The 26020-nt window shown below is 38.7% G+C and carries 26 protein-coding genes; 12 read left to right on the top strand and 14 right to left on the bottom strand.

Annotated features, from left to right (window positions below):
• Positions 1 to 152: 152 nt before the first annotated feature.
• From hemA to ABXZ36_RS03090, 11 genes are all read left to right on the top strand, one after another.
• Positions 153 to 1409: a glutamyl-tRNA reductase gene (gene hemA / locus ABXZ36_RS03140; RefSeq protein WP_354614139.1), complete on the top strand. Its 1257-nt coding sequence runs from the start codon at positions 153 to 155 to the stop codon at positions 1407 to 1409.
• Positions 1406 to 2320, top strand: coding sequence for a hydroxymethylbilane synthase (hemC, locus tag ABXZ36_RS03135; RefSeq protein ID WP_354614009.1), 915 nt, complete (start codon positions 1406 to 1408; stop codon positions 2318 to 2320). The genes hemA and hemC overlap by 4 nt, the downstream gene beginning before the upstream one ends.
• 40 nt (positions 2321 to 2360) lie before the next feature.
• Positions 2361 to 3047, top strand: coding sequence for a uroporphyrinogen-III synthase (locus tag ABXZ36_RS03130; protein WP_354614008.1), 687 nt, complete (start codon positions 2361 to 2363; stop codon positions 3045 to 3047).
• Between the two features lie 17 nt (positions 3048 to 3064).
• Positions 3065 to 4093 (top strand): uroporphyrinogen decarboxylase, encoded by a 1029-nt coding sequence (gene hemE / locus ABXZ36_RS03125; protein ID WP_354614007.1) that lies wholly within the window; start codon positions 3065 to 3067, stop codon positions 4091 to 4093.
• 74 nt (positions 4094 to 4167) lie between these two features.
• Positions 4168 to 5070, top strand: coding sequence for an oxygen-dependent coproporphyrinogen oxidase (hemF, locus tag ABXZ36_RS03120; protein ID WP_354614006.1), 903 nt, complete (start codon positions 4168 to 4170; stop codon positions 5068 to 5070).
• Between the two features lie 22 nt (positions 5071 to 5092).
• Positions 5093 to 5488: a YchJ family protein gene (locus ABXZ36_RS03115; protein WP_354614005.1), complete on the top strand. Its 396-nt coding sequence runs from the start codon at positions 5093 to 5095 to the stop codon at positions 5486 to 5488.
• A 91-nt stretch (positions 5489 to 5579) separates the two neighbouring features.
• Complete coding sequence (gene hemB, locus ABXZ36_RS03110; protein ID WP_354614138.1) at positions 5580 to 6554, top strand: porphobilinogen synthase; 975 nt, start codon at positions 5580 to 5582, stop codon at positions 6552 to 6554.
• Between the two features lie 105 nt (positions 6555 to 6659).
• Positions 6660 to 7163: a DinB family protein gene (locus ABXZ36_RS03105; RefSeq protein ID WP_354614004.1), complete on the top strand. Its 504-nt coding sequence runs from the start codon at positions 6660 to 6662 to the stop codon at positions 7161 to 7163.
• A gap of 383 nt (positions 7164 to 7546) precedes the next feature.
• Entirely contained in the window at positions 7547 to 8668 is a 1122-nt protein-coding gene (locus tag ABXZ36_RS03100) for a CNNM domain-containing protein (RefSeq protein ID WP_354614003.1), read from the top strand.
• Positions 8668 to 9141, top strand: coding sequence for a methylated-DNA--[protein]-cysteine S-methyltransferase (locus tag ABXZ36_RS03095; protein ID WP_354614002.1), 474 nt, complete (start codon positions 8668 to 8670; stop codon positions 9139 to 9141). Before ABXZ36_RS03100 ends, ABXZ36_RS03095 begins: the two co-directional genes overlap by 1 nt.
• A 305-nt stretch (positions 9142 to 9446) precedes the next feature.
• Positions 9447 to 10160 carry a 3'-5' exonuclease gene (locus ABXZ36_RS03090; RefSeq protein WP_354614001.1) on the top strand — a complete coding sequence of 238 codons (714 nt, stop codon included), beginning with the start codon at positions 9447 to 9449 and terminating at the stop codon, positions 10158 to 10160.
• Here ABXZ36_RS03090 and ABXZ36_RS03085 read toward each other — a convergent pair.
• Together ABXZ36_RS03085 and ABXZ36_RS03080 are read right to left on the bottom strand one after the other, a co-directional pair.
• Positions 10157 to 12367 (bottom strand): S8 family serine peptidase, encoded by a 2211-nt coding sequence (locus ABXZ36_RS03085; RefSeq protein ID WP_354614000.1) that lies wholly within the window; start codon positions 12365 to 12367, stop codon positions 10157 to 10159. The genes ABXZ36_RS03090 and ABXZ36_RS03085 overlap by 4 nt on opposite strands.
• Positions 12368 to 12560: 193 nt before the next feature.
• A complete protein-coding gene (locus ABXZ36_RS03080; protein WP_354613999.1) occupies positions 12561 to 13535 on the bottom strand; it encodes an endonuclease/exonuclease/phosphatase family protein in 975 nt (324 codons plus the stop codon).
• Between the two features lie 76 nt (positions 13536 to 13611).
• Here ABXZ36_RS03080 and hflX point away from each other — a divergent pair, with 76 nt between their 5' ends.
• Complete coding sequence (hflX, locus tag ABXZ36_RS03075) at positions 13612 to 14823, top strand: GTPase HflX (RefSeq protein ID WP_354613998.1); 1212 nt, start codon at positions 13612 to 13614, stop codon at positions 14821 to 14823.
• 697 nt (positions 14824 to 15520) lie between these two features.
• On the opposite strand, the gene ABXZ36_RS03070 is transcribed toward hflX, so the two are convergent.
• The 12 genes from ABXZ36_RS03070 to ABXZ36_RS03015 form a co-directional block, all read right to left on the bottom strand.
• Positions 15521 to 16453, bottom strand: a complete 933-nt coding sequence (locus ABXZ36_RS03070) for a DUF3078 domain-containing protein (RefSeq protein ID WP_354613997.1) — start codon at positions 16451 to 16453, stop codon at positions 15521 to 15523.
• Positions 16454 to 16523: 70 nt separating this feature from the next.
• Positions 16524 to 17027 carry a DUF2480 family protein gene (locus ABXZ36_RS03065; protein WP_354613996.1) on the bottom strand — a complete coding sequence of 168 codons (504 nt, stop codon included), beginning with the start codon at positions 17025 to 17027 and terminating at the stop codon, positions 16524 to 16526.
• 30 nt (positions 17028 to 17057) lie between these two features.
• On the bottom strand, positions 17058 to 17387 hold the full coding sequence (locus ABXZ36_RS03060; RefSeq protein ID WP_354613995.1) for an SUF system Fe-S cluster assembly protein: 330 nt from the start codon (positions 17385 to 17387) through the stop codon (positions 17058 to 17060).
• Positions 17388 to 17430: 43 nt separating this feature from the next.
• Positions 17431 to 17853 carry a SufE family protein gene (locus tag ABXZ36_RS03055; protein WP_354613994.1) on the bottom strand — a complete coding sequence of 141 codons (423 nt, stop codon included), beginning with the start codon at positions 17851 to 17853 and terminating at the stop codon, positions 17431 to 17433.
• 37 nt (positions 17854 to 17890) lie between these two features.
• Complete coding sequence (locus tag ABXZ36_RS03050; protein ID WP_354613993.1) at positions 17891 to 18322, bottom strand: hypothetical protein; 432 nt, start codon at positions 18320 to 18322, stop codon at positions 17891 to 17893.
• 75 nt (positions 18323 to 18397) lie between these two features.
• A complete protein-coding gene (locus ABXZ36_RS03045) occupies positions 18398 to 19351 on the bottom strand; it encodes a zinc metalloprotease (protein ID WP_354613992.1) in 954 nt (317 codons plus the stop codon).
• A gap of 313 nt (positions 19352 to 19664) precedes the next feature.
• Positions 19665 to 20879: an aminotransferase class V-fold PLP-dependent enzyme gene (locus tag ABXZ36_RS03040; RefSeq protein ID WP_354613991.1), complete on the bottom strand. Its 1215-nt coding sequence runs from the start codon at positions 20877 to 20879 to the stop codon at positions 19665 to 19667.
• Between the two features lie 180 nt (positions 20880 to 21059).
• Entirely contained in the window at positions 21060 to 22376 is a 1317-nt protein-coding gene (gene sufD, locus ABXZ36_RS03035) for a Fe-S cluster assembly protein SufD (protein ID WP_354613990.1), read from the bottom strand.
• Positions 22377 to 22446: 70 nt separating this feature from the next.
• Positions 22447 to 23199 (bottom strand): Fe-S cluster assembly ATPase SufC, encoded by a 753-nt coding sequence (gene sufC / locus ABXZ36_RS03030; protein WP_354613989.1) that lies wholly within the window; start codon positions 23197 to 23199, stop codon positions 22447 to 22449.
• 5 nt (positions 23200 to 23204) lie between these two features.
• The gene (locus tag ABXZ36_RS03025) at positions 23205 to 24074 is read right to left on the bottom strand and encodes an N-acyl homoserine lactonase family protein (RefSeq protein ID WP_354613988.1); all 870 of its coding nucleotides are present in this window, start codon (positions 24072 to 24074) and stop codon (positions 23205 to 23207) included.
• Positions 24075 to 24148: 74 nt separating this feature from the next.
• Complete coding sequence (gene sufB, locus ABXZ36_RS03020) at positions 24149 to 25594, bottom strand: Fe-S cluster assembly protein SufB (RefSeq protein ID WP_354613987.1); 1446 nt, start codon at positions 25592 to 25594, stop codon at positions 24149 to 24151.
• Between the two features lie 61 nt (positions 25595 to 25655).
• A complete protein-coding gene (locus ABXZ36_RS03015; protein WP_354613986.1) occupies positions 25656 to 25985 on the bottom strand; it encodes a HesB/IscA family protein in 330 nt (109 codons plus the stop codon).
• Positions 25986 to 26020: the final 35 nt, after the last annotated feature.

The following is a 26020-nucleotide window of genomic DNA, read 5'->3' as shown; positions in this document are numbered from 1 at the left end:
ATGGTAACGTCCTAACCCCAACAAAAATAATATATATGGCCGGATATGATCTAAAAATGACGTTAAAAAACTTGAATCGATACTTATTGTTCCTACAGCGTTACTTTTATCGCTTTTATGAATTTAATTTTGTGGTCGATTCAAAGGATTGTATGAAGAATTACCATATTTCCAAACATAACTCTTTTTATACCATAGGGCTGAACTACAAAAAGGCAGATGCCCAGGTTCGCGGTAAGTTCAGTTTGGAAGAGGAAACGATGGAGAATCTGTTAAGGCAGGCCAAGGACCAGGATATTGATGGCCTTTTGGTAACATCTACCTGTAACCGTACAGAATTGCACGGTTTTGCACAGCACCCCTATCAACTAATCAAATTACTTTGCGACAATACCAACGGTACCGTTGAAGAATTCCAAGAAGTAGCCTATGTCTACAAGAACAATGATGCCATCAGCCATCTGTTCCGAGTAGGTACTGGATTGGATAGTCAGATTTTGGGTGATTTTGAGATTATCGCCCAATTAAAACAAAGTTTCACAAGATCTAAACGTTTGGAAATTGCAAATCCGTTTTTGGAACGTTTATGCAATTCAGTCATACAGGCAAGCAAGCGGATTAAGAATGAAACCGAGATTTCTTCTGGTGCCACCTCCGTGGCCTTTGCTTCCGTACAATACATTATGAGCAATGTGCCCAACGTTTCAGAAAAGAATATTTTGCTTTTCGGGACCGGGAAGATTGGTCGCAACACTTGTGAAAATTTAATAAAACACACCAAGAACACCCATATCACCCTCATCAACCGTACTAAAGACAAAGCAGAAAAGATTGCCGGCAAGTTCAATTTATTAGTAAAGGATTATGGGGACCTACAGACAGAAATACGCACCACAGACGTATTAGTAGTGGCCACGGGCGCGCAATCTCCTACCATTTCCAAGGAATTGATCTATACCAAAAAGCCGTTGTTGATCTTAGACCTTTCCATCCCCAAGAACGTTTCTGACGATGTAGCGGCCATGGAGAATGTTACAGTTGTGCATCTAGACGATCTTTCCCAAATGACGGATAAGACCTTAGAACGAAGGAAGCAATTTATCCCACAGGCGGAAGTCATTATTGAAGAGACCAAGAACGATTTTATCAAATGGTTGGAGACCAGAAAATTTGCCCCTGTTATCAAAGCCTTGAAAAAGAAGCTTAAGACGATGAAGGATGAGGAACTAGATTTCCAAAGCAAAAAACTGACCGATTTCAATTCAATTCAGGCAGAAATCATATCTGACCGCTTCATTCAAAAAATTACCACCCATTTCGCCAACCACCTGAAGGGAGATGATACCGATGCAGACATTAGCCTTGATCTTATCCAAAAAGTATTTCAATTAGAAATAGAATCTAAATGAACAAAGTGATTCGCATTGGTACGCGCGATAGTGAATTGGCACTATGGCAGGCAAATACCGTTAAGGACAAGCTAACCGCTTTAGGATACGAATCTGTGCTCTTGCCCGTAAAATCCCAAGGAGATATTATTCTGGACAAACCTTTGTACGAGCTTGGTATTACAGGCATTTTCACCAAAACGTTGGATATTGCCATGATCAATGATACCATTGATATCGCAGTACATTCCATGAAGGATGTGCCTACCGCTCTTCCTTTGGGGATGGTGCAAGCCGCTGTTTTGGAACGCGCACGGACAGAAGACATTATGGTGCACAAAGGATTGGATTTTCTAAATACATCAGGAACCATCGCTACAGGAAGTTTAAGACGGAAGGCACAATGGCTCAACAAGTACCCCTCACATAATGTGGTAGACCTTAGGGGCAATGTAAACACCCGTATGCAAAAACTACAAGACAATACCTGGAACGGCGCAATTTTTGCCGCCTCCGGCTTGGAACGCATCAACCTATTACCCGCACATTTCTTAGCCTTGGATTGGATGGTTCCAGCACCTGCACAAGGAGCTATGGTGGTTGCCGCCATGGAAAACGACTCTTTTTGTAGAGAGGCCTTAGCAAAATTGAACCATTCAGAAACAGAAATCTGCACCACGGTAGAGAGGGCGTTTTTAAAAACATTGGAAGGGGGTTGTACCGCACCTATTGGAGCACTAGCGACAATAAATGACGGTACGTTACATTTTAAAGGGGTCCTCTTTTCTTTGGACGGCACCCAAAAACTAGAGATCGAAAAAAGCATTCCAGTGGCTCAAGCAACACATTTTGGTAAAAGCTGTGCCCAAAAAATATTAGAACAAGGCGGAAGCGAGCTGATGGCTTCTATAAAAAAAGCAATGAAAAACTAACCGTTTCCTTTGCTCAGGGAATAGGCAAGTTGATACACCTATGAAGACAATACTTTCCACAAAAATCCTGACCCTTGCACAAAAGGAACGTTTGCTGAACGCAGGGATTGCCGTGGTCTCGTATGACGCCATAAAAATTCAACACCAACCCTTTACTATGGATGGCGACATCCAAAACCTCATTTTTACCAGTCAGAATGCTGTTGCTGCTTATCTGCAAAATCTAGAGCATGAGAAAAATATAGACAAAAGTCAATTTAACTGCTTTTGCGTAGGTGAAAAGACCGCTTCCTTTTTGGAAGAAAATGGCCTAAAAGTGATAGAACTAGCCAATTATGGCGCAGATTTGGCTAAAACAATTGCAAAAAGCTATAAAAACCAGTCCTTTTTGTTCTTATGCGGAAACCTGAGGAGGGATGAAATTCCCGATGGTTTAAGAAAGGACAGCATAAATTTTAAAGAAATTACAGTCTATATTACCCAATTGAATCCCAAGGCCTTTGATCGCCATTTTGATGGGGTCCTTTTTTATAGTCCGTCTGGCGTTGAAAGCTATACGGCTTCCAATTCCCTAGATAACTGCACAGCATTTTGTATTGGAAACACCACTGCCGAAGCTGTAAAAAAACACAGCTACAACATTGTAATTGCCAACAAACCAACCGTGGAAAACATATTGGCACAAGTAATAAAAACATTTAATAATAGGCCCTTAGAGAGCGCTTAGGGTCAGAAAATTCATATATGAGCATAAAAAACGACTTATTCTTAAGAGCTTTAAAAGGGGAAACGGTAGAACGCCCTCCAGTTTGGATGATGCGCCAGGCAGGGCGTTACCTGCCAGAGTTTATGGCACTAAAGGAAAAATATGATTTCTTCACCCGTTGTGAAACTCCGGAATTGGCCTCGGAAATTACCGTACAACCTATTCGCCGCTATGGCATGGATGCCGCCATTCTGTTTTCTGATATTTTAGTGATTCCACAGGCCATGAACATAGATGTAGAAATGAAACCAAATTTTGGACCGTATTTACCAAATCCTATCCGTTCACAAAAAGATCTGGATCGGGTGATTGTTCCAGATATTCAGGATTCTTTGGGTTACGTGATGGAAGCCATTAAAATGACCAAGGAAAAGTTGAATGATGATATCCCGCTTATTGGTTTTGCTGGCTCCCCTTGGACTATACTTTGCTATTGTGCACAAGGACAAGGGAGCAAGAATTTTGATAAGGCCAAAGAGCTATGTTTTACCCAACCACTAGTAGCCCATGCCCTTTTGCAAAAAATAACAGATACCACTATTGCCTATTTAAAGGCAAAGGTAGCCGCTGGTGTAAACGCCGTACAGGTATTCGATTCTTGGGGTGGAATGTTGTCCCCAACCGACTATCAAGAATTTTCTTGGTACTACATACAACAAATCATTGATGCCCTAAAAGATGAAATTCCTGTCATTGCTTTTGGAAAAGGATGCTGGTTTGCCCTAAAAGGAATGGCCAATTCAGGTGCAGCAGCCTTAGGCGTAGATTGGACCTGTTCCCCACAAAATGCCAGATACTTGACCGGAGGAAAAATAACCCTACAAGGGAATTTTGACCCTTCGCGATTGTTATCGCCCCCTACGGAGATAAAAAAAATGGTGACCCAAATGATCAATGAATTTGGGAAGGACAGATATATAGCGAATTTGGGCCATGGTATTTTACCGAACATCCCATTGGAAAATGCAAAAGCCTTTGTTGATGCTGTAAAGGAATATAAAGGCTAATCACATCCTTATCCTGCTAAGTTTAAAACCTTAAAGGACGGAAAGAAAACCTTACAGGTCAATTTAATAAGATCATGAAAGATAAATTTTACAACTATATACTTCAACTACAGGATACCATTACAACAAAGCTAACCGAAATTGATGGCCTAGCTACTTTTAAGGAAGACGTTTGGGAACGCCCGGAAGGTGGGGGCGGTCGCACACGAGTGATAGAAAACGGTAAAGTCTTTGAAAAAGGTGGGGTCAATATTTCTGGTGTACATGGGAAACTGCCCAAAAGCATACAGGACTATTTTGGGGTCAAAGATGCTAATTTCTTTGCTTGTGGTCTGAGTTTGGTACTCCATCCAAAAAATCCAATGGTGCCAACAGTTCATGCGAACTGGCGTTATTTTGAAATGTATAATAAGGAAGGCCACCTTGTGGACCAATGGTTTGGGGGAGGACAGGATCTCACTCCTTATTACTTGTTCGAAGAGGATGCCGTACATTTCCATACAATTTGTAAAAGGGCCTGTGATGCCCATAATCCTGCATTTCATGAAACCTACAAAAAAAAGTGTGACGAGTATTTCTGGAACACCCATCGGGAAGAGGCTAGAGGTATTGGCGGACTCTTTTTTGACTATTGCAAGGCTACAGAAAACATCGGAATGGAAGATTGGTTCCACTTTGTTTCCGAAGTAGGCAACAGCTTTCTAGAAGCTTATGTACCAATTGTTATAAAACGAAAAGAATTGCCTTATACCCAAGCACATATGGACTGGCAGGAGATTCGTCGCGGTAGATACGTGGAATTTAATTTAGTTCACGACAAGGGCACCTTGTTCGGATTAAAGACCAATGGACGCATAGAAAGCATTTTAATGAGCCTGCCTCCACATGTCCAATGGGTTTATGACCATCATCCCGAAAAAGGAAGCACAGAAGAACAATTATTAAATGTATTGAAAGCCCCAAAAGACTGGGTTTAATTAACTAAAGGAGCATTAATGTATGGATTGTTACTGCGGAAGCAACAAAGAATATACCGATTGTTGTGAAATTGCCCACAATGACCTATCGGCTGTAAAAACGGCAGAGCAATTAATGCGTTCCAGATATACGGCTTATGTTATGGCTAACGGGAATTATTTAATGCGCAGCCATCATTCGGCTACTCGCCCTACCAAAGAAAAAAATTCAGCGGTCAATTGGGCCAAATCCGTCAATTGGATTCGCCTGGAAGTCTTGGAAAAATCAAAGGGTAGCCAAAAGGACAATGACGGTACCGTATCCTTTAACGCCTATTATTTTGAAGATGGCAAAGTCGAGGTAATCAGCGAGAATTCTGCTTTTACACGGGAAGATAGCAATTGGGTCTATCTTGGGTTGGCGGAAAACAAAGAATAAAAATTCGAAATTTAATAAATCAACATCTGAAGAAGAGGCCTAAAAAAGAAGTGAAGTTGCATTATCTTTGATGTTCAAACTAAAAAATACTATGTACCCTCTTAGACGAAATAGAAGACTGCGCACAAATGAATCCATACGTACATTAGTACGGGAAAATATTATCACCCCAAGCGACTTTTTGGTTCCTCTTTTTGTTGTTGAAGGAAAAGGTGTTAAGGAAGAAATTCCATCTATGCCCAACTATTTTAGACTGAGTTTGGATAATTTGGAAAAAGAGGTCAAAGAACTTTGGTATATGGGGCTTGGTGCCGTTTTACTCTTTGTGAAGGTCCCAGTCAACCTAAAGGACAATAAAGGTACGGAGGCCTTGAATCCTGATGGGTTAATGCAACGGGCTATAAAGACCATTAAAAATGCCTGTCCAGACATGCTAGTGATGACAGACGTGGCTTTGGACCCTTATTCTTCTTATGGACATGATGGAATTGTGGAAGATGGACAAATCATCAATGATGAAACCACAGAGGTCTTGGCAGAAATGAGTATTTCCCACGCTTTGGCAGGTGCAGATTTTGTAGCCCCAAGCGATATGATGGACGGTAGAATATTGACCATTCGTGAAGCTTTGGAAGAAGAAGGTTTGTTTAATACAGGTATTATGAGCTATAGTGCCAAATACGCCAGTGCTTTTTATGGCCCATTTAGGGATGCCTTAGATTCCGCTCCAGGATTTGGAGATAAAAAAACGTACCAAATGGATCCAGCTAACAGGTTTGAAGCCATCAAGGAAACCGAAATGGATATTGACGAGGGAGCTGATATCGTAATGATTAAACCAGGGCTTTGCTATTTGGACATTGTACGCGAAATTAAAAACGCGGTTGATGTTCCCGTAGCCGTTTATCAGGTTTCAGGAGAGTACGCCATGGTAAAAGCAGCAGCCGAGAGAGGATGGTTAGATCATGATGCTGTCATGATGGAACAATTATTGGCCATTAAAAGAGCAGGCGCAAACATCATAGCCAGCTATTTTGCAAAAGACGCCGTGAAGTTAATGAGCTAAGAATAACAAAAATCACATATTTTAAAAAGTCTTTATATCAAGCATATAAAGGCTTTTTTTTTGATTAATTTCACACATTAATGAATTGCAAACTACCTTCTTAAAATGAAAAAGATACTATTTATATTCATTGGTTTATTATTTAGCTATGGGCATGCACAAGATCAAACCATACCTACCTTTTTGGAAAAATGGGAGAACTCCAAAACCTATCTATTGAAAATAGCCGAAGCCATGCCTCTTGAAAAATATGATTACAAACCTACTAATAGGGAAATGACCTTCTTAGCACAGTTACAACATATACAACAGAATATGGAGTGGCTAGGAACAACCTATTTTGATAAGGAAGAAGGATCCACAGCTATAAAAACTAATATTAAATTACAAACCATAGCCAATCTAAAAGATGCTTTTGAACGTATTAACCAAGCTGTATTAAACACGTATCCTGAAGAACTAAAAACTAAAGTAGATTTCTTTGCCGGTGAAAAGACAAAGTTTCAAATGTTGAACTTATTACAGGATCATGTTACTCATCATAGAGGTCAGCTGATTGTATATCTCAACCTCAACAACGTTGAACCTCCTAAATATACGGGCTGGTAATATCTAGATATTCGAATAGATCAAGTTAATTTACTACCTGACATCTGCTCCTTAGCGCCTATCTTAAACTCTTTATTTAATGCGTTATATTATCACATTATTAATTCAATATTAATTAGTTACAACTATATAAGCTAACTTTAGTTTAAATATATAAATCACGAATATTTAAAATATAATATAATTATTGGTACAATAAACTTATAGGTATAACATATTATTGCTGCCTTTTTTTTGCAATTTTTAAATCACATATTTTACGAAATCAACACCTCTTAAAATAATTCAAGAGTGTATTTAATTTTAAATAGATAACACAAACTAATTGGTAAGGGGTGTTCTCTTTTTCATTTTATGCTTACCTTAGAATTTTAGAAAAACATATGGGCTTACTTATTTTAATTGCCATTATATCCATCCTTGTATCATTTATATGTTCCATCTTGGAGGCGGTACTTTTAAGCATTACTCCAACATTTATCAATGTAAAAAAGAAGGAAGGAAAAAAATTTGCTGCTACCTTAGAGGAGCTTAAAAAAGATGTGGACCAACCACTAATAGCAATTCTGACCTTGAACACCATTGCACATACCGTTGGTGCCATCTTAGTTGGTGTCCAGGCCAAAGTGGCTTATGTGGAACTTTATGGAAGCAGTCAAAAAAGTCTTTTTGGAATTCCCTTTACAGAAGAAGCTATGGTCGGAGTCGTTTCCACCATCATGACAATTCTCATCTTAGTAGCCTCAGAAATTATTCCTAAAACCATAGGTGCTACGTATTGGAAGAAATTGGCAAATTTCTGTGCGAAAACGTTGAAAGTGATGGTATTAGGCCTTAAATGGACAGGTTTGTTATGGATCTTACAGTTATTTACCAAACTCATAGGAACAAAAGGACATCATGGTAGTATTCTGAGCAGAGAAGATTTTACGGCAATGGCAGATATTGCCCAAGAAGAAGGGGTCTTTGAAAAATCAGAATCTACCGTCATTAAAAACCTTCTTAAATTTGACCAAATTTTGGCAAAGGATATTATGACCCCAAGCACCGTTATGAAGACGGCATCAGAAAACACGAGCATCAAAGAATTTTTCCAAGCCAATCAGAATCTTCGTTTTTCCCGAATCCCTGTGTATAACGGAAAGATGGACAATATTTCCGGGTTTGTTCTTAAAGATGAGGTTTTAGAAGAAATTATCAATGAAAATGGAGACATTCCATTATCCCAAATTAAAAGGGATATTCACGTCATCGAAAGAGACAAACCTATCCCTAAATTATTTGAACAATTTATAGCTAAAAGGGCACATATAGCCCTGGTGGTAGACGAATATGGGTCTGTAAGTGGATTGGTAACCATGGAAGACGTAATAGAAACCTTATTGGGTCTGGAAATCATGGATGAAAGCGACGATATAGAGAACTTGCAACAACTAGCTCGAAAAAATTGGCAAAATAGGGCAATGCGAACCGGCATTATAGATACTACCAAGGAAGATAGCTAATGGAAACTGTTTTTATAAATACACCTTTGGGCATCGCAAAATTGGAAGGGGATGAAATGGGACTGTCAAATCTAACCCTATTAGATTCCGATGAGAAGTTAACCGATATAATACCGGAAGAATTAGAAGATGCTGTTTATCAACTCCACGAGTACTTTGAGGGAAAGCGCACCCAATTTAGTTTAACCTTAAATCCTGAAGGAACAGATTTCCAAAAAAAGGTTTGGTTAGCCTTGGAACATATCCCATATGGCCAAACGATTTCCTATTTAGAGCTTTCCAAAAATCTAGGTGATACCAAAGCGATAAGGGCCGTTGCGGCCGCCAACGGTAAAAACCCACTATGGGTTATTGTTCCATGCCATAGGATCATAGGAAGTGATGGTTCCCTGACAGGCTATGCTGGGGGTTTGCAGCGTAAAAAATGGCTTTTGGAACACGAAAGTCCGGCTAAACAACAATCTCTTTTTTAAAAAAAACTGACCATCTAGTTGATTTTTCTATTTATAACGCAGATCGTCACGGGTGTGTACAGAGAAAGTTCATTCACTATAGTTAAGTTTTCTTATTGTTTTTTTTAAATCGCATTACCATCCAAAGCTAAATAACCTCACTAAAAACATATCTTCTGCAAAAACCTAGCTCTATAGTACCTCTTTATTTAATAATGAAATTATAGAACTTAAACAATATCCCAATTTTGTTTATATTTAATTTGGAAGAAGATTCAGTCTAAACAATCAATTACAAAACCCGTCTTTTTATAAAATACATCTAGATGCTGCATAAAATAAGCCTAGAACATATCCTGTTCCTCGATATTGAAACGGTCCCAGAACACGAAAAATTCTCACAGCTAAAAGGAGAAAAACAGGAACTCTGGGAACTGAAATCTAAATACCAACGCAAGGAAGAATTTACAGCTGAAGAATTTTATGAAAGAGCTGGCATCTGGGCAGAATTTGGTAAAATCATATGTATTTCCGTTGGATACTTTTCCCATAAGGGAGAAACTAGAACCCTTAGGGTTACTAGCTTTCATGGGGAAGAAAAAGGTCTTTTAAAAGAATTCAAAAATCTCTTGGACTCCTATTTCAACCATCCCAAATACCTACTTTGTGGCCATAACGGAAAGGAATTTGATTTCCCATATATCGCAAGAAGAATGATCATAAACGGAATCGATTTGCCTGCAAAACTTGATCTTTTCGGCAAAAAGCCTTGGGAAATTCCGCATTTAGACACTATGGAGCTATGGAAATTTGGAGATTATAAACATTTTACCTCTCTGAAACTCATGGCGAATGTCTTAGGCATTCCGTCTCCTAAAGAAGATATAGACGGTAGTATGGTGAAGGACGTGTATTATAAGGAGAATGATATAGACAGAATAATTAAATATTGTGAATTAGATGTGATCACCACCGTACAGGTATTTCTGCGATTACGAAATGAGGAATACCTTTTGGAGGAAGATATTAAAAGGGTTTAGCTCTTGTAGAATTTTGTGGCTTTTACACCGACCAAATCCTGAACTGTAAGAATATAAAGTCCGGTAGAAAGGTTGGCCACATCTATCTTTTTCTGATTGGCTTCTCCTGTTTTTATAGTCACACCCATGGTGTTAACTATAGAAAACATTGCATTCTGTGAAACCGAACCATTAATGCTAATCTGCTCCACAGCAGGATTAGGATAGATGGATAATTTAAGTGGCTCTATTACCGAAAGCTCTTCTAAAACAAATACTTCTTCCAAGTGGGTTTCAGTTCCCTGAAAGGTAAATTCGATAATAGGAGAATAAGCGGACACAACGTTCTCACTACAAAAAGTTCGTAGTCTCACTTCGTACGACTTTCCATTCACCAATCCCTTTAAAGAATCTGTGGTTTCGTAATGATATTCTGTTGTCCAATCTCCTATGCCTACCTCTCTATACTGTACTTCGAAAAGTGCATCTGTCTGTGCATCCCAAGTTATATTCACCGCATCTTCCGTTGCTTCTTCTAGAGAAACTCCTGTAGGAACGGCGATCATACAATCCGTCGTTTTAATCCCAGAAACAATAATTGAAAAATTTTGAGACTTTTCCTTAAAATTACCCTTGTTAGTTACTAGTATGATATACTCTCCAAAAGCATTAGCAATTTCAACTCTCTCAAAAGGATCCACGCTATTATCTCCTTTAGCAGCAGCGTCAGTAGCATTGGCTGCGCTTAATTTCCAAGGAAGAAATTCTTTTCCATCTTTTAATATCCTAATATCCAAATCGTTCACTAAAGCAGGAGTAATATCATTTAATAGTCCCCTATTGACATAATCGGCAGCAGGATCGGTCCAAGAAATAGAAGCGATAAGTGTATTATTTCCATCCGCTTTTACAATAATAGAGTACGTATCCCCTTCATTTAATATTTCTTCAGATATGATAGATGTATAGTCTTTATTGGTAATAAGTTCTGCCGCTCTTTTGGAATTCATAATTCCCCAACCCATTTTAAAATCTGGGCCCGGAGCATCAACATCGTCAGCAGTATGTAGTACAATACCTTTTAAGGTAGCCGCCTTCATAAAGCTTTCATTTAAACGTTCGTAATATTCTTGTAACAATAACATAGATCCCGTGATGCCTGGAGTAGCCATAGAAGTACCAGAAGATGTATCATAACTTGTAGCACTTGAGGAATTGGCTGCGTAGATATTATTTCCTCCGCCTGCGATGTCTGGTTTAATGCGACTATCATCCATAGGACCAAAATTACTGTAATTCGCAACAGTGGCCGAAACCAAAGACCCATCAGTATTAATTCTGGTATCTGCGGCAGCAACCGTCACCCCATTTTTTGAAGCAGCAAAACCTAACATCAGGTCAAAACCATCAGAAGACTTACCATAAATTGGCGCCTTATTGTCTCCCATTCTTTGGGAATTTCCTGCAGCACTTACCATTAGATAATATGGAGCGTTGAACATTATCTTATCCCAATCTTGGGATACCTTAATATAAGATCCAAAATACCATTCTGGTACACGGTCACTTTTAATTCCGTAAGAATGGTTGGATAATAAAAGACCATTAGCAGCTGCTTCGGATACTTCTATTTTATCTCTAGACCAATCGTTTGTAGTGGCTTTAGCCTTATAAGCAACACCTTTGGCCTTTTCTTTAACGCCTGATGCGATAAGTGTTCCCATTACCATGGTGGCATGTGCACTTATATCATTGGTAGCATCGCCGACATTTGCCCTAGTATCGAATTCTTGGTGTGTAGCTAAAGCAACCCCACCATCCCATACACCAACCTGCATACCCTCTCCCGTAAGATCAAGATGTAAGCTACCGTTACTATATAAAGAACTAGCTCTTGAAACTTGGCTCACATTATCGCTAAAAGTACTGTAGTAAATTGGGGACCCATCTGGACCAACATCTTGTAACTCTACAAAATTTCCATTTTCCAGAGTCTCAGAAATTTTCCATCCATTGGACTTCGCCATAGACAATACTTTTGTCCTTGAAGTAGTAAAATCTTTTTTAAGTTCTGAAGTAAAAGAATGGATTTTAGAAACGTTATATTCCCCTTGGATTTGTAATGCCTGTTCCCTATTCTGACCGAAGGTCAGAACCGAAGTAAGAAGTGTAAGCGTTAGAAAAATACGCTTACAAGTTGGGAGACTTAAAGGAATATTTCTATCCATAACAGTAGGTTCATTAAGATTGGGATTATAAATGTAGGAAAATACCACACATTATCGACAAAAAACGTATTTTTTTCGATGAAATACACTATTATTTTCGTAAATGGATTATTTTTGTAGGCCTTAATCACTTTTTGAACCTATTTAGAGAGACTAAATAGGTTCAAAATCCCATTACCCTAAGCGAAGCAGGCTATACATCCAATTTAAATTGGATGTATACAGGAAAATGGTCACTATAACCACCTTTGTACCTACTCCCTACAAAGGTACGCAACGGACTCCCCTTATATTTGCCTTTGCTTTCCTTTAAAAAAGGCTCATCAAATATATTGGCATGGGTAAAACTATGTGTTCCTTTTTCGTAATTACAAAAATTATGAGACACAATAATCTGATCAAATAGGTTCCACCTTCGTCTATATTGTACACTACCTCGGAAAGGAGTATGCATTTTCTCCATGGGGTTATACAATTGCTTAGAAGTGACCAGGTTCTTGACACTCTCTGAACTAGGATCATCATTAAAATCTCCCATTACTATATATTTTGGATTTAAGTGCATTTTCTCCAATTTCGTCATGTACTCTTTTATGGTATCCGCTGCACGAATTCTTTTATATGCCGTAGCAGCAGCCCCATCTCTACGGGAGGGCCAATGATTAATGAATAAATGGACCTCTTCCCCATTTAAACAACCACACACATACAATATATCCCTAGTCCTATACACTTCTCCTTCTAAACTAAACACCTTAAGAGGAATTGCTTCTGTACGGATCAATGTAAAATAATTCTCTCTGTATAGCAGTGCTGTATCTATTCCTCTTTCATCTGGAGAATTAAAATGCAAATAACTATACCCTGATTTTGATAGACTCTCCGTAGCTATAAGATCCATGAGAACATGTTCGTTTTCTACCTCGGATAACCCAACCAACACAGGAGGATAATGATTTAATTTCTCACCTATCCTAGAGATTGCAAGCCCTAAGTTCTTAATTTTTTTACCATACCTTTTTAGAGTCCACTTTTTAATCCCTTTGGGTATAAGATCTTCCTCTATTATCTGATCATTATTCCTTATATCGAACAAGTTTTCCAAATTATAAAAAGCAATAGTATACAGATTTTCCTTGGTGTTTGATCTAGAAGGTGTAAAAAGCATTCTTTTTATGGTTGTGGTTTAAAAATACGGAAATCGCTTGGCAACTATTCATTAGATTTGTACTTTAATTGTTCCTATGATAGAGAAGAAAGTAATTGAATATGAAAAAGTAGTCCTTATTGGAGTTATCCATAGGGAACAGAACGAGAAAAAAGTAAAGGAATATTTAGATGAATTAGAATTTCTCACCTATACCGCTGGTGGCGAAGTTTCAAAACGATTTGTACAGCGTATAGACGTCCCAAATCCCAAAACATATATTGGTAGTGGTAAGCTATTGGAAGTAGAGGCATATGTCGCCGATAATAATATAGGCACCGTTATTTTTGATGATGAACTTTCACCAGGGCAACAACGAAATATTGAACGGGAACTGCGCTGTAAGATCTTGGATCGCACCTCCCTTATTTTGGATATTTTCGCACAGCGCGCCCAAACCAGTTATGCTCGCACCCAGGTAGAACTTGCTCAATATGAATATTTGTTACCCAGACTTACCGGGCTTTGGACTCACTTGGAGCGCCAAAAAGGGGGCATTGGTATGAGAGGTCCGGGAGAAACAGAAATAGAGACCGATAGACGTATTGTAAGAGACCGCATCTCTTTGTTACAGAAGAAACTGTTGAAAATTGACAGGCAGATGGAAACCCAAAGAGGTAATAGGGGTTCCCTAGTTAGGGTGGCCTTGGTTGGGTATACCAATGTAGGAAAATCTACCTTAATGAACGTGATAAGCAAAAGTGAAGTCTTTGCAGAGGACAAACTTTTTGCCACCCTAGACACTACTGTACGTAAGGTGGTTATAGGAAATTTGCCATTTTTGTTGACGGATACGGTTGGATTTATACGCAAATTACCAACCCAATTAATAGAAAGCTTTAAAAGCACCTTAGACGAGGTTAGGGAAGCAGATCTGTTGCTACATGTTGTTGACATTTCCCACACTACCTTTGAGGAACAAATAGAATCCGTGAACAAGATTTTGGACGAAATAGATAGTGCGGACAAAAGAACCATAATGGTCTTTAATAAAATAGATCAGTACCACCATGAGACCATTGATGATGACGATCTAATGACCGAAAGAACACAGAAGCATTTCACTATAGATGAATGGGAAAGGACTTGGATGCAAAAAGTTGGAGACAAGGCCATCTTTATCTCTGCCCTGAACAAAGAAAATATAGATCAATTTAGAAAAAGGGTTTACGATGAGGTTAGAGAAATACATGTAACCCGCTTTCCTTATAACAACTTCTTATATCCAGAGCAGTTAGACGAATACTAATATGAGAGAAAAGAACTTTGGATATTTGTGTTGTTCAACTACAAAAAACGACAGTTAATTATTACACCACATTTTACAATAGATTCACATCAAAAATTTAGGCAGAAGAAACTTAAGGCATATCTTTAAAGTGTATTTAAAATTAAGTGATAGTGTTTATCCCCAAATAAAACCATCGCTTTAGCAATAAAGTGTTATGGTTACCCAATTCCGCACTTGAACTTTTAAAGAATTATGCCGGTAATTTATCGGAGCCAAACTAAATTTTTAAAGACCTACTTGTCTATCAAAAAGCCCTCCTTATAGAGGGCTTTTTTGCATTACACATATCCTCCGTTTTCTTTATTAAATCAAATTTTAATGAAAATAATATCCTACAAGAAAATCTCACGCTTTTATCTTAATATATGGTCCTTTTAAAAAATAAATTGTTGTTTATCGAAGAAAACAAACCTTATATTTTTTTCAAACACTATGAATAGCCTTCACAATATATATTCACTAGCTTTTTTAATTGATTGTTATCTTTACATTGTAATTAAGTAATAGCATTTACCCCAAATAAAACTTTCCTTTATCATAAAGTGCTTGGTTCCCCAAATCTGTACTTAACCAAAGACAAACCCCAAGTTTGCAAACCCTACTAAACTAAAAAAGCCCTCTATATAGATGGCTTTTTTTATGCAATTGTATAATTCTAGAAGGAATAATTTAATCCCAGGACCCAATAGGTTTGCAATTTATTATCTACCGTATCAAAGGTAGGTGTAGGACCTGGCAAAGTCTGATTATTGAGGGCATAGTTCAGTGCCTCCTGCTTGTTTTGACGCAAGCCAAAATCGAACCCTACCCCAATCATTTTCCACAGAGTATACCCAAAGGAATTGGTCCATGTCCAATTTGAATAATCAGCACTCTTATAACTTTGAAAAGCAGACAGGTTAGATTTAAAGCTTATTTTACCAATTTGTCTTGTATAATCAGCCACTACTTTGGCTCCTAAGGATGACTCAAAAACAGTATCCCCTTTACTGAACACAAAGTTGTAGTTTAAAGGATGTACCACCACCACAAGATCCTCAATAGGAGTCCATGTGGCACCAACACCAATGTCCAAATATCCCGGATCATTAAAATTGCTTAGGATGGTAGTCCTATATTCTCCTAAAGTAGAGACGGCAAATTTTTTATTTAACCTATGACCATATAGTGAGATAATATTAAAAACATCATTGGCTTGTCTAAAAGTATCGTCATCTGTTGGATCGTTTTTGTCATCAATTTTAACCCAGCTTAAATTTAAATTGGCCGCATTTCTCCAAAAGAATTTGTCGTCCTTTAAATTTGCATAAGAGTTAACAGTAAAACCAATATTCCCCGCTGAAGAACTGGGAATACCCTTAGAAAACCAGTTATTAAACTCAGAAATGCTTCCACCAATGGTTCCAAAAGCACCAATTTTCCAACCTGGCATGGCATTAATCTTTTTCTGGATGGCATTTATCCTGGATTGGATAGCGACTAATGAATCCTTTTTAGGAGCCATATCTGCTTTCAGTTCTTCTACAGTCTGGGCATAGGTTCCCAATGTTCCTCCAATAAGGGCAAGGATTATAAGTGTTTTTCTCATTCCTTTCAGTGTTAAGTGTTAAAAAACAAAGGTAAGAAATATGAAATATAGAACAAATTTGAAGTGCACACTACCTCCTTTTAAAAAGCGGTACTGAGGAACAGGCTTCCCCATACATAACGCTCTTTGCAACGGTCTGCATTTTTGAAGTGATCCACAAATAAGCATTTGGTGGTACAGGCCTATTGCTGCATCCTTTAATAATGACTGGTTTGTCCTTATATTCGGACAAGTCCAACTTTTCTATGATAGACTGATAAAGAGAACTCTCTAATTGCTCCAAATCACCAATCAACATTTTTTTTGCATAAGGCTGTAGCTCGGTAGCGATCAGCATATAGGCCCAACCAGGAACTATGGCATCACTGGAACAGGTAAGGGCCACATAGGCATCCTTGTATTGTTCCCAGTTATGACTGGTTATGGCCGCCCTAAAATCCTTTTCCCTTAAAATAAAACCTTCATACAACCAGTCCTTTATATCTAAAAGCACACGGTCCCCTTTGGGGTAATGATCTTCCAAATTAAAGGTGATCAAGGTACTTTTAGCCACTCGGTTTACAATTTCAGACATTTGTTTAGGCTTTTTATTTAAGGTTACTTATTACAACATTCCAAGCTCCAACTTGGCTTCCTCGCTCATAAGGTCTTGGGTCCAAGGCGGGTCGAAGGTGATTTCTACCTCAACATCCTTTATGGCATCTATTGATTTTACTTTCTCCTCTACTTCCATCGGCAATGATTCGGCAACTGGACAATTAGGAGAAGTCAATGTCATTAAAATTTTAACCTCGTTGTCCTCATTGACAAAGACATCATAAATCAATCCCAATTCATAAATATCCACAGGAATTTCCGGATCGTATATCGTCTTTATTACCCTTACTATTTTTTCTCCCAATTCTTGGGTATCTTCCGTTGTTTCTTCGCTCATTTTTGTTTCCTTTTAGGGGTTTACCTAAGTATTTGGGTGTCTATTAATTTAATTGTGTTTGGTAGGCAATGGCATACATTTTCAATTGTTTGATCATACTGACCAAACCATTGGCCCTAGTGGGGGATAAATGCTCTTTAAGCCCGATCTCATCAATAAACTTAGTATCTGCCCCCATGATATCCATGGGCTTTTGGTTGCTAAAGACCCGGATCAAAATAGCAATGATACCTTTGGTAATAATGGCATCACTATCGGCCGTGAAAACTAGTTTATCCTCTTGCAATTCTGCATGAACCCAAACCTTGCTTTGGCAACCTTTGATGATATTGTCATCCGTCTTATATTGCCCCTCTATCATAGGTAAAGATTTCCCGAGCTCTATCATATATTCATAGCGCTGCATCCAATCTTCAAACATGGAAAACTCATCTACAATCTCATCCTGTATCTCTTTTATCCCCATAACTAAATTTTGCTCAAAGGTACAACAACTCTTTAACCTATTCAATACTTTCAGACAAGGTTAACATGTACTCCATCAACCCCTTTAGGGCCTCGGGGGGGCTGCCATGATCAAAGGAACAAGAATACAGATGATTTTCAGTTTCAACTTCCAGAATGGCTATTGCCGAGGCATCTACTTGACTCCTATTGGATGTTGAGGCCATTTTATCCAAATTACGGACATCAAATTTTGAGATCAGGGTGATTAAATGTTGCCATTTTTCGTCGCTCAAAGATTTGCTGATGGATGTATCGCTTTCCCTAGTTCGCTCTATCAAAATATTTTCTTCATTGATTTCAATATTCAGATAAAAACCTCGGGTACTGGCCGTATAATTAATAGATTTAACTTTGGAGATATCTGCCGTCCTTTGTGAGCAACTGATCATTGGCAGAACAAAAATGAAGAGTAAAATTTGTATTTTCATTCTATTCAAATTTACAAGTAATATTACAAAAAAAAGGCGCCTTTATTGGCGCCTTTTAAACTAAAGGTTGGTTGACTAATTAACAAGACCTTCCCTTGCTCCACCAGGAACAAACAAAGCTCTCATTCTATCGTTTTGACCGTTAGAGAACATATACATACAATCATCCTGTACGTAATCCATATAGTTCATGGTCATATCTGCTGATTGGCAATTTACGGTCGGATAAGCTGGGCAATTGTAATTAGGCGCATCCGAAGATGGGGTATCTGCTACAAAATCATCTTGTCTGCATCTTCCATCTCCCCATATATGACGAAGGTTCAACCAATGTCCAACTTCATGAGTAGCCGTTCTACCTTTTCCATAAATCCCTCCGGCAACTGTTTCACCAAAGTAATTAGTCCCTATTACAACACCGTCAGTGGCAGGAGACCCTCCAGGAAACTGTGCGTATCCTAATATACCTCCTCCTATTTCACAAACCCAAATATTCAAAAAGTTAGAACTATCCGTTGCATCTATTCCCCCTTGGGAAGAGAACTTCATGGCATCATTAGTACCCCAGGATGTTCTGGAATCTACTATACTCACCACGCTTGCTAAGGCAAACGTCACATTCGCATTGGCAACCAACCCTGCAAATTCACCTGGTATGTTACTGGTTCTTGGATTATTATTGTTAAAATCCTGATTTAAAATGGCAATTTGCGAACTGATCTGGGCTTGGGTAACATTTCCTTCACTTCTTTCGATTATATTTACTACCACTGGTATAGTAATTGGGGCTGTATAAATTGGTGGTGGAGTTCCGCCATCGCCGCCACCGACTGGCTTGCCCTTTCCAGTGGTAGATTTCATGGCTGTAGCTTTTCTAGTTTGGTATTCTATATCATACATTTTCTTTTGAAGACCAGGGTCCTTTTTAAGACGATACTCCAAGTTTTTCATAGAATGGCATTTGTCTAAAGCATTGGCAGATTTCCCTGCAATATCATCATCTGCAACTAACAATGTAAAATCGCTCATATCTACCTGCACCTCTTGAGAGATATCATTACTAATTTCATTTTGCTAATTCTCGCAAGAAGTAAGCACCATGGCAAACGCCGCAAAACCTAAAAATACTTTTTTCATAATTCAATTTAGTTTTTGTAGTTATCAGTTCCGAATATATAATATTTTAACAAATACTTAGCTTATTGATAAATATATTTCCCATGAGAACTACTTCAAAAAACTGCATTTCATCGATAAACGTAGTGTAGTCCAAAAACTACAAGCCCCAAAAAAAATATTATTTTTTTTGGGGCTTGTAGGTAAATACTAAAAAAAGTAAAGGCTATTGGAGCATATTTTTGGCTCGCTTTACACTCGCCACCAAAATATCCACCTCTTCCTTGGTATTGTAAAAGCTAAAACTGGCCCTTACTGTTCCTGGAATCTTATAAAAGTCCATAATAGGTTGGGCACAGTGGTGTCCTGTGCGTACAGCCACCCCTAATTTGTCCAAGATAGCACCAATATCATAGGGGTGGATCCCCTCTATGTTAAAAGAAATCACAGCCGTCTTTTCTTTGGCCTGCCCATAAATCTTCAAGTCTTCAATGGCCAAAAGTTGCTCCGTTGCATATTCCAATAACTCGTGCTCATAGGCAGCAATAGTCTCCAGACCTATATTGTTCATATAGTCCAGTGCTGCTCCCAGAGCGATACCGCCACAAATGTTCGGAGTCCCTGCCTCAAATTTATGGGGCAGATCAGCGTAGGTGGTCTTTTCAAAGCTCACCTCTGCAATCATTTCACCCCCACCCTGATATGGGGGTAATTTCCGCAGCCATTCCTCTTTCCCATACAATACCCCAACCCCCGTAGGACCACATAATTTATGTCCAGATACCACATAAAAATCCACATCTAATGCCTGAACATCGGCTTTAATATGAGGAGCAGCTTGGGCCCCATCAATGAGGACCGCAGCACCAATTTCATGGGCAGCATTAATAATTTCAACGATTGGATTCACCGTTCCCAAGGCATTTGACACGTGGTTACAGAAAACCAATTTCGTTTTATTGGAAAGCAATTTATGGTATTCGGACATGATCAGTTCTCCGTTCAGGTCCATAGGAATGACCTTCAAAATAGCTCCTGTGCGCTCACACAGCATTTGCCATGGCACAATATTGGAATGGTGCTCTAAAGCGGATACCATGATCTCATCCCCTTTTTTAAGGATAGATGCAAACCCATTGGCCACTAAATTAATGGCATGGGTAGTACCAGATGTAAATATGATCTCATAGGGATGACCCGCATTAAAATGATGTTGTATTTTTTGTCTGGACTGCTCGTAAGCATCGGTAGCCTCTTGTGAAAGCGTATGCACTCCTCTATGGATATTGGCATTGTACCTGCTGTAGTAATCCACGATCACATCTATCACCTGTTGCGGTGTTTGTGAGGTAGCAGCATTGTCCAAATAAACCAAAGGCTTACCATTCACTTCCCGTTGTAGTATTGGAAAATCTTTACGGATTTTTAGTACGTCTATCATAGCTATTTTCATAGGTACAAAGGTAACAACTATTTGACTATATGCTGCTTAAACAAAGTTCTGTATTCGTTAAAATAAACTAAAAAAGACAAGGTTTCTCGTTTAGAAACCGAAAGGGTATTCATAAAAAAAGGGGCAATAAATGCCCCTTCTAAAAGAAATAATTGACGTACTCCTAAATTATAGGTCGAATCCTAAATTAACGCCCAATTTATTGGCGATCAACTTATTGATCCTTGTCTTTAATTCCGGAATCCGTACACTGGCCAAAACATTATTGGCGAAAGCATACATCAACAAGGCCCTTGCTTCTTTCTTCGGGATACCCCTAGACTGCAAGTAGAACAAGGCATCCTCATCTAACTGACCAATAGTACAACCGTGGGAACATTTAACGTCATCCGCAAATATCTCCAATTGTGGCTTTGAATTAATGGTTGCCTTATCGCTCACCAAAATATTATTGTTCTTCTGAAAGGCGTTGGTCTTTTGGGCAATTTTGTTCACAATGATCTTTCCGTTGAAAACTCCTGTAGAACTGTCGCCATAAATACCTTTGTAATCTTGGTGGCTCTCACAGTTAGGCTCTATATGGTGTACCAAAGTATGGTGATCTACATGTTGCTTGTCCCCTAAAATGGTAACCCCTTTCATGGTAGAATCTATATATTCCCCGTTCTGGTAGAAATTTAAATTGTTACGTGTCAATTTTCCGCCAAAAGAAAAGGTGTGTACTTTTACAACACTCTTATCTTTCTGATCTATATAGGTATTGTCTATCAAAGTAGCCGAACTGCTATCGTTCTGAACCTTATAATAGTCTACGTTGGCACGTTTGGCCGCAAAGATCTCAGTCACCGAATTGGTGAACACCTCATTAGTAGTTAAACTCTGGTGGCGTTCTATCACCTGCAATTCTGCATTTTCCTCCGCAACAATTAAACTTCTCGGCTGTAACATCATGGCCGCTTCATTACCAGTTGAAAAATGTATGATTTCAATTGGTTTTTTAGGCGCTTTATTCTTTGGGATATAGATATAGGCTCCTTCTTTACTGAAAGCTGTATTCAAGGTGGTCAATGAGTCGTCCTTAGACGCTATTTTATTAAAATACACATCGATTACCGCCTTGTAGTCTGGTTTGTTCAAGGCAGAACTCATCAAACAGATATCTAAGCCATCATGGGTAGTCTCTGAAAGATAGGAACTATAGACCCCATCTATGAAAACAATTTTATAACTATCTATTTCATGTAAAAAATATTTCTTTACATCTTTATATTCCAAGGAGGTTTCCTTTTTAGGAAATACACTGAAATCCACTTTTAGCAAGTTGTTCAATGACGTATATTTCCAAGCTTCCTCTTTTTTGGTAGGGAATCCTTTAATCTCAAAATTCTTAATGGCTTCAGAACGAATATCATGTACTGGATGGTCCACATCTACATTATTCTCGAAAGCCATAAAGGAAGAAACCAATTTCTCTTTTAAATCCATTTTTTTCGGTTTTCAGTTCTCAACTTGCTTTGGAAGACGCATCTGCCAAAAGCGCTGCTGTTCACTACTTTTATACTGCTGTTTCTGGTTTTAACCAGTCGTATCCTTTTTCTTCCAATTCCATGGCCAATTCCTTGCCCCCGGATTTAACAATTTTTCCATTATGCAATACATGCACAAAATCAGGAACAATATAGTCTAACAAACGCTGGTAGTGGGTGATAACGATCACCGCATTATCCTTGCTCTTCAATTTGTTTACCCCATTGGCAACAATACGAAGGGCATCAATGTCCAATCCTGAATCGGTTTCATCTAGGATGGCCAATTTTGGTTCCAACATCGCCATTTGGAAAATTTCATTGCGTTTTTTCTCCCCACCTGAAAATCCTTCGTTCAAGGAGCGGGACAAGAATTTACGGTCGATCTCCAAAAGTTCTGATTTTTCACGGATCAACTTCAACATTTCACTAGCGGGCATATCTTCTAGGCCATTGGCTTTACGAGTTTCATTAATGGCCGTTTTCATAAAATTGGTAACGGACACCCCTGGAATCTCCACAGGATATTGGAAAGAAAGGAAAACTCCCTTGTGAGCTCTTTCTTCTGGTGACAAATCTTCCATATCCTCACCTTCCATTTCTACCGAACCCTTTGTTATCTCGAACTCTCCTGATCCGGCTATGACAGAAGCCAACGTACTTTTACCAGATCCGTTTGGACCCATTATGGCATGCACCTCTCCAGCCTTCACCTCTAAGTTAATCCCTTTTAGTATCTCTTTGTCTTCTACACTTGCATGTAGGTTATTGATTTTAAGCATGTTTCTTAATTTAAATAGTTAGGGGATTTTGGCATACTGTCAAAATTTCCCTTATCATGTTGAATATATACTTTGGCATTCTTTTCCTTAACAAATTCCTCAAAAGCTTTTATACTGGCCTCACTTTCTGGGATATCATAATTAAATTGTGGTACAATACCGTTTTCTCGGTTGGCCTCAAAATGATAGATATCTCCTGATAGCATAGTAGGACCTTCATTGGGCAAATCTAAAAATAAGGTCTGATGCCCTGCTGTATGTCCTGGGTAATATTTAATCACAACAGTGCCATCTCCAAAGACATCATAATCCCCGTTCAAAATCTTTTTATTTTTCAATTTTGAAAACGAATCCGGAGCATAAAAACTATTGCCCTTAATGGCATCACTATTGATAAAGTCCTCCTCGGTTTGTTGGATCAACCATTTTGCATTTGGAAAATGATTTGCACCTCCAGTATGATCAAAATGAATATGTGAAAAGGCTATGATGTCCACGTTTGAAGAATCAAGTCCGATGGATTTCAATTGTTGCAAGGTGCTGTCCTTTCTTGAAATGGTAAAGCTGCCATCTGGAGTTGTATATGGGTCATTCCCCACCAACATTTCCGGAAGTCCAGTATCCCACAATAAAGTACCTTTTGGGTGCACAATAACAAAGAAAGCATCACTTAATTCCTTACTTTCTCCTTTATAGGTATCACCTTGGGCAAACAGATTTAAATTGTTGGCCATCACCGTACCCCCATCAAACGCATACAATTTTATTTCAGGTTTCGCTACTTCCTCAACAACAGGATTTTCCTGATTTTCTTTTTTAGTTTCCTTGCAAGAAATAGCTGCAAGCACCATAATTAGCATTAATACTCTTTTCATTTTCACTTTTAGTGTTTCACATTATCTAATCAGCAAAATTTAGAACGCGTTCTAGAAATTGCATCGCCTTTAATTTATCCTACAGATCCTTCTAAACTGATTTCCAATAATTTTTGTGCTTCCACTGCAAATTCCATCGGCAACTTGTTCAATACCTCCTTGCTAAAGCCGTTCACGATAAGGGCGATGGCTTTTTCGGTATTGATACCCCTCTGGTTGCAATAGAAAATCTGGTCTTCTCCAATCTTACTGGTCGTGGCCTCGTGTTCTATCTGGGCTGTTTTGTTTTTAACCTCAATATACGGGAAGGTATGGGCCCCACATTCGTTACCCATTAATAGGGAATCGCACTGTGAAAAGTTTCTGGCGTTTTCTGCCCTACTATTTACCTGTACCAAACCTCGGTAACTGTTTTGAGATTTCCCTGCAGAAATACCTTTGGAAATAATAGTACTTCTAGTATTCTTTCCTAAGTGGATCATTTTGGTTCCTGTGTCCGCTTGTTGATGGTTATTGGTTACGGCGATAGAATAAAATTCTCCAATAGAGTTGTCCCCTTTCAAAATACAAGAAGGGTATTTCCAAGTTACCGCAGAACCGGTTTCTACCTGTGTCCAGGAAATTTTGGCATTTTTTTCACACAAACCTCTTTTGGTTACAAAATTGTAAACCCCTCCTTTTCCTTCTTTATTTCCGGGGAACCAGTTTTGCACGGTAGAATATTTTATTTCCGCATCGTCCATAGCAATAAGTTCTACTACTGCGGCATGTAATTGGTTTTCATCTCTGGACGGTGCGGTACACCCTTCCAAGTAACTAACATAACTTCCTTCATCCGCTACCACCAACGTTCTCTCGAACTGGCCAGTACCGGCTTGGTTGATCCTAAAGTAAGTAGAAAGCTCCATTGGGCAACGAACCCCCTTAGGGATATAGCAGAATGACCCATCGGAAAATACCGCAGAATTCAATGCGGCATAATAGTTATCCTTTTGAGGCACAACTGTTCCTAAATGCTTACGCACCAATTCGGGATGTTCCCTAATAGCCTCTGAAATAGAGCAGAAAATAATTCCTTTTTCTCCCAAAGTCTTTTTAAAAGTTGTAGCTACTGAAACCGAATCCATAACAATATCAACAGCAACCCCTGAAAGCATTTTTTGCTCATCCACAGAGATCCCCAATTTTTTGAAGGTCTCCAATAATTCAGGATCTACCTCATCCAAACTGTCATATTTAGGCTTTTTGTTCGGCGCTGAATAATATGAAATATTTTGGAAATCAGGTTTGGTGTAATGGACATTGGCCCATTCCGGTTCTATCATTTCCTTCCAAGCACGGAAAGCTTCCAATCTCCAGTCGGTCATCCATTGTGGCTCCTCTTTCTTTCTAGAAATGGCCACAACAATTTCTTCGTTAAGACCTTTTGGAAAGGTGTCCGATTCTATATCCGTGTAAAAACCATATTCATATTCTTTGGTCTCCAGCTCCTTCTTTAATTCTTCCTCTGTATATGCCATATTAGCAAATTTACTCCCAAAAAGGGATTTTACATATTATTGTTTATTCCGCAAACTCTTGTTACAATGAAAAGCTTTCGCCACATCCACAGGTCCTCTGTGCATTAGGATTATTGAATACAAACCCTTTCCCATTAAGACCCCCTGAGTATTCCAAGGTAGTTCCCACCAGGTACAAAAAGCTCTTTTTATCCACAATGATTTTTACGGCGTTATCCTCAAATATTTTATCTGATTCCTCAATTTTATTGTCAAAAGTTAGGTCGTAGGACAAGCCACTGCAACCTCCGCTTTTTACGCCCACGCGGACATAATCCTTTTCCGCGTTATAGCCGCCCTCAGTCATTAGAGAGACCACTCTATTTTTAGCCGTTTCCGATACTTTAATCATATCTAATTGGATTTATTCTAAATAATTTACAAATA

It is taken from the genome of Sediminicola arcticus (assembly GCF_040566695.1).
Classification (GTDB): domain Bacteria; phylum Bacteroidota; class Bacteroidia; order Flavobacteriales; family Flavobacteriaceae; genus Sediminicola; species Sediminicola arcticus.
Note: the sequence above shows the minus strand (reverse complement) of the source record. Positions and strands in the feature narration are given on the sequence as shown.

Excerpts from the sequence above, each read along its gene's own strand:
- ABXZ36_RS03040 (WP_354613991.1), bottom strand. The coding sequence starts at position 20,879 with ATGATAGACGTACTAAAAATCCGTAAAGATTTTCCAATACTACAACGG.
- ABXZ36_RS03090 (WP_354614001.1), top strand. The coding sequence starts at position 9,447 with ATGCTGCATAAAATAAGCCTAGAACATATCCTGTTCCTCGATATTGAA.
- ABXZ36_RS03095 (WP_354614002.1), top strand. The coding sequence starts at position 8,668 with ATGGAAACTGTTTTTATAAATACACCTTTGGGCATCGCAAAATTGGAA.
- sufC (WP_354613989.1), bottom strand. The coding sequence starts at position 23,199 with ATGCTTAAAATCAATAACCTACATGCAAGTGTAGAAGACAAAGAGATA.
- ABXZ36_RS03130 (WP_354614008.1), top strand. The coding sequence starts at position 2,361 with ATGAAGACAATACTTTCCACAAAAATCCTGACCCTTGCACAAAAGGAA.
- hemA (WP_354614139.1), top strand. The coding sequence starts at position 153 with ATGAAGAATTACCATATTTCCAAACATAACTCTTTTTATACCATAGGG.
- ABXZ36_RS03080 (WP_354613999.1), bottom strand. The coding sequence starts at position 13,535 with ATGCTTTTTACACCTTCTAGATCAAACACCAAGGAAAATCTGTATACT.
- ABXZ36_RS03055 (WP_354613994.1), bottom strand. The coding sequence starts at position 17,853 with ATGGGGATAAAAGAGATACAGGATGAGATTGTAGATGAGTTTTCCATG.
- ABXZ36_RS03115 (WP_354614005.1), top strand. The coding sequence starts at position 5,093 with ATGGATTGTTACTGCGGAAGCAACAAAGAATATACCGATTGTTGTGAA.
- ABXZ36_RS03050 (WP_354613993.1), bottom strand. The coding sequence starts at position 18,322 with ATGAAAATACAAATTTTACTCTTCATTTTTGTTCTGCCAATGATCAGT.
- ABXZ36_RS03070 (WP_354613997.1), bottom strand. The coding sequence starts at position 16,453 with ATGAGAAAAACACTTATAATCCTTGCCCTTATTGGAGGAACATTGGGA.
- ABXZ36_RS03085 (WP_354614000.1), bottom strand. The coding sequence starts at position 12,367 with ATGGATAGAAATATTCCTTTAAGTCTCCCAACTTGTAAGCGTATTTTT.
- hemE (WP_354614007.1), top strand. The coding sequence starts at position 3,065 with ATGAGCATAAAAAACGACTTATTCTTAAGAGCTTTAAAAGGGGAAACG.
- hflX (WP_354613998.1), top strand. The coding sequence starts at position 13,612 with ATGATAGAGAAGAAAGTAATTGAATATGAAAAAGTAGTCCTTATTGGA.
- ABXZ36_RS03065 (WP_354613996.1), bottom strand. The coding sequence starts at position 17,027 with ATGTCTGAAATTGTAAACCGAGTGGCTAAAAGTACCTTGATCACCTTT.
- hemB (WP_354614138.1), top strand. The coding sequence starts at position 5,580 with ATGTACCCTCTTAGACGAAATAGAAGACTGCGCACAAATGAATCCATA.
- ABXZ36_RS03025 (WP_354613988.1), bottom strand. The coding sequence starts at position 24,074 with ATGAAAAGAGTATTAATGCTAATTATGGTGCTTGCAGCTATTTCTTGC.
- sufD (WP_354613990.1), bottom strand. The coding sequence starts at position 22,376 with ATGGATTTAAAAGAGAAATTGGTTTCTTCCTTTATGGCTTTCGAGAAT.
- ABXZ36_RS03100 (WP_354614003.1), top strand. The coding sequence starts at position 7,547 with ATGGGCTTACTTATTTTAATTGCCATTATATCCATCCTTGTATCATTT.
- ABXZ36_RS03015 (WP_354613986.1), bottom strand. The coding sequence starts at position 25,985 with ATGATTAAAGTATCGGAAACGGCTAAAAATAGAGTGGTCTCTCTAATG.
- hemC (WP_354614009.1), top strand. The coding sequence starts at position 1,406 with ATGAACAAAGTGATTCGCATTGGTACGCGCGATAGTGAATTGGCACTA.
- hemF (WP_354614006.1), top strand. The coding sequence starts at position 4,168 with ATGAAAGATAAATTTTACAACTATATACTTCAACTACAGGATACCATT.
- sufB (WP_354613987.1), bottom strand. The coding sequence starts at position 25,594 with ATGGCATATACAGAGGAAGAATTAAAGAAGGAGCTGGAGACCAAAGAA.
- ABXZ36_RS03105 (WP_354614004.1), top strand. The coding sequence starts at position 6,660 with ATGAAAAAGATACTATTTATATTCATTGGTTTATTATTTAGCTATGGG.
- ABXZ36_RS03060 (WP_354613995.1), bottom strand. The coding sequence starts at position 17,387 with ATGAGCGAAGAAACAACGGAAGATACCCAAGAATTGGGAGAAAAAATA.
- ABXZ36_RS03045 (WP_354613992.1), bottom strand. The coding sequence starts at position 19,351 with ATGAGCGATTTTACATTGTTAGTTGCAGATGATGATATTGCAGGGAAA.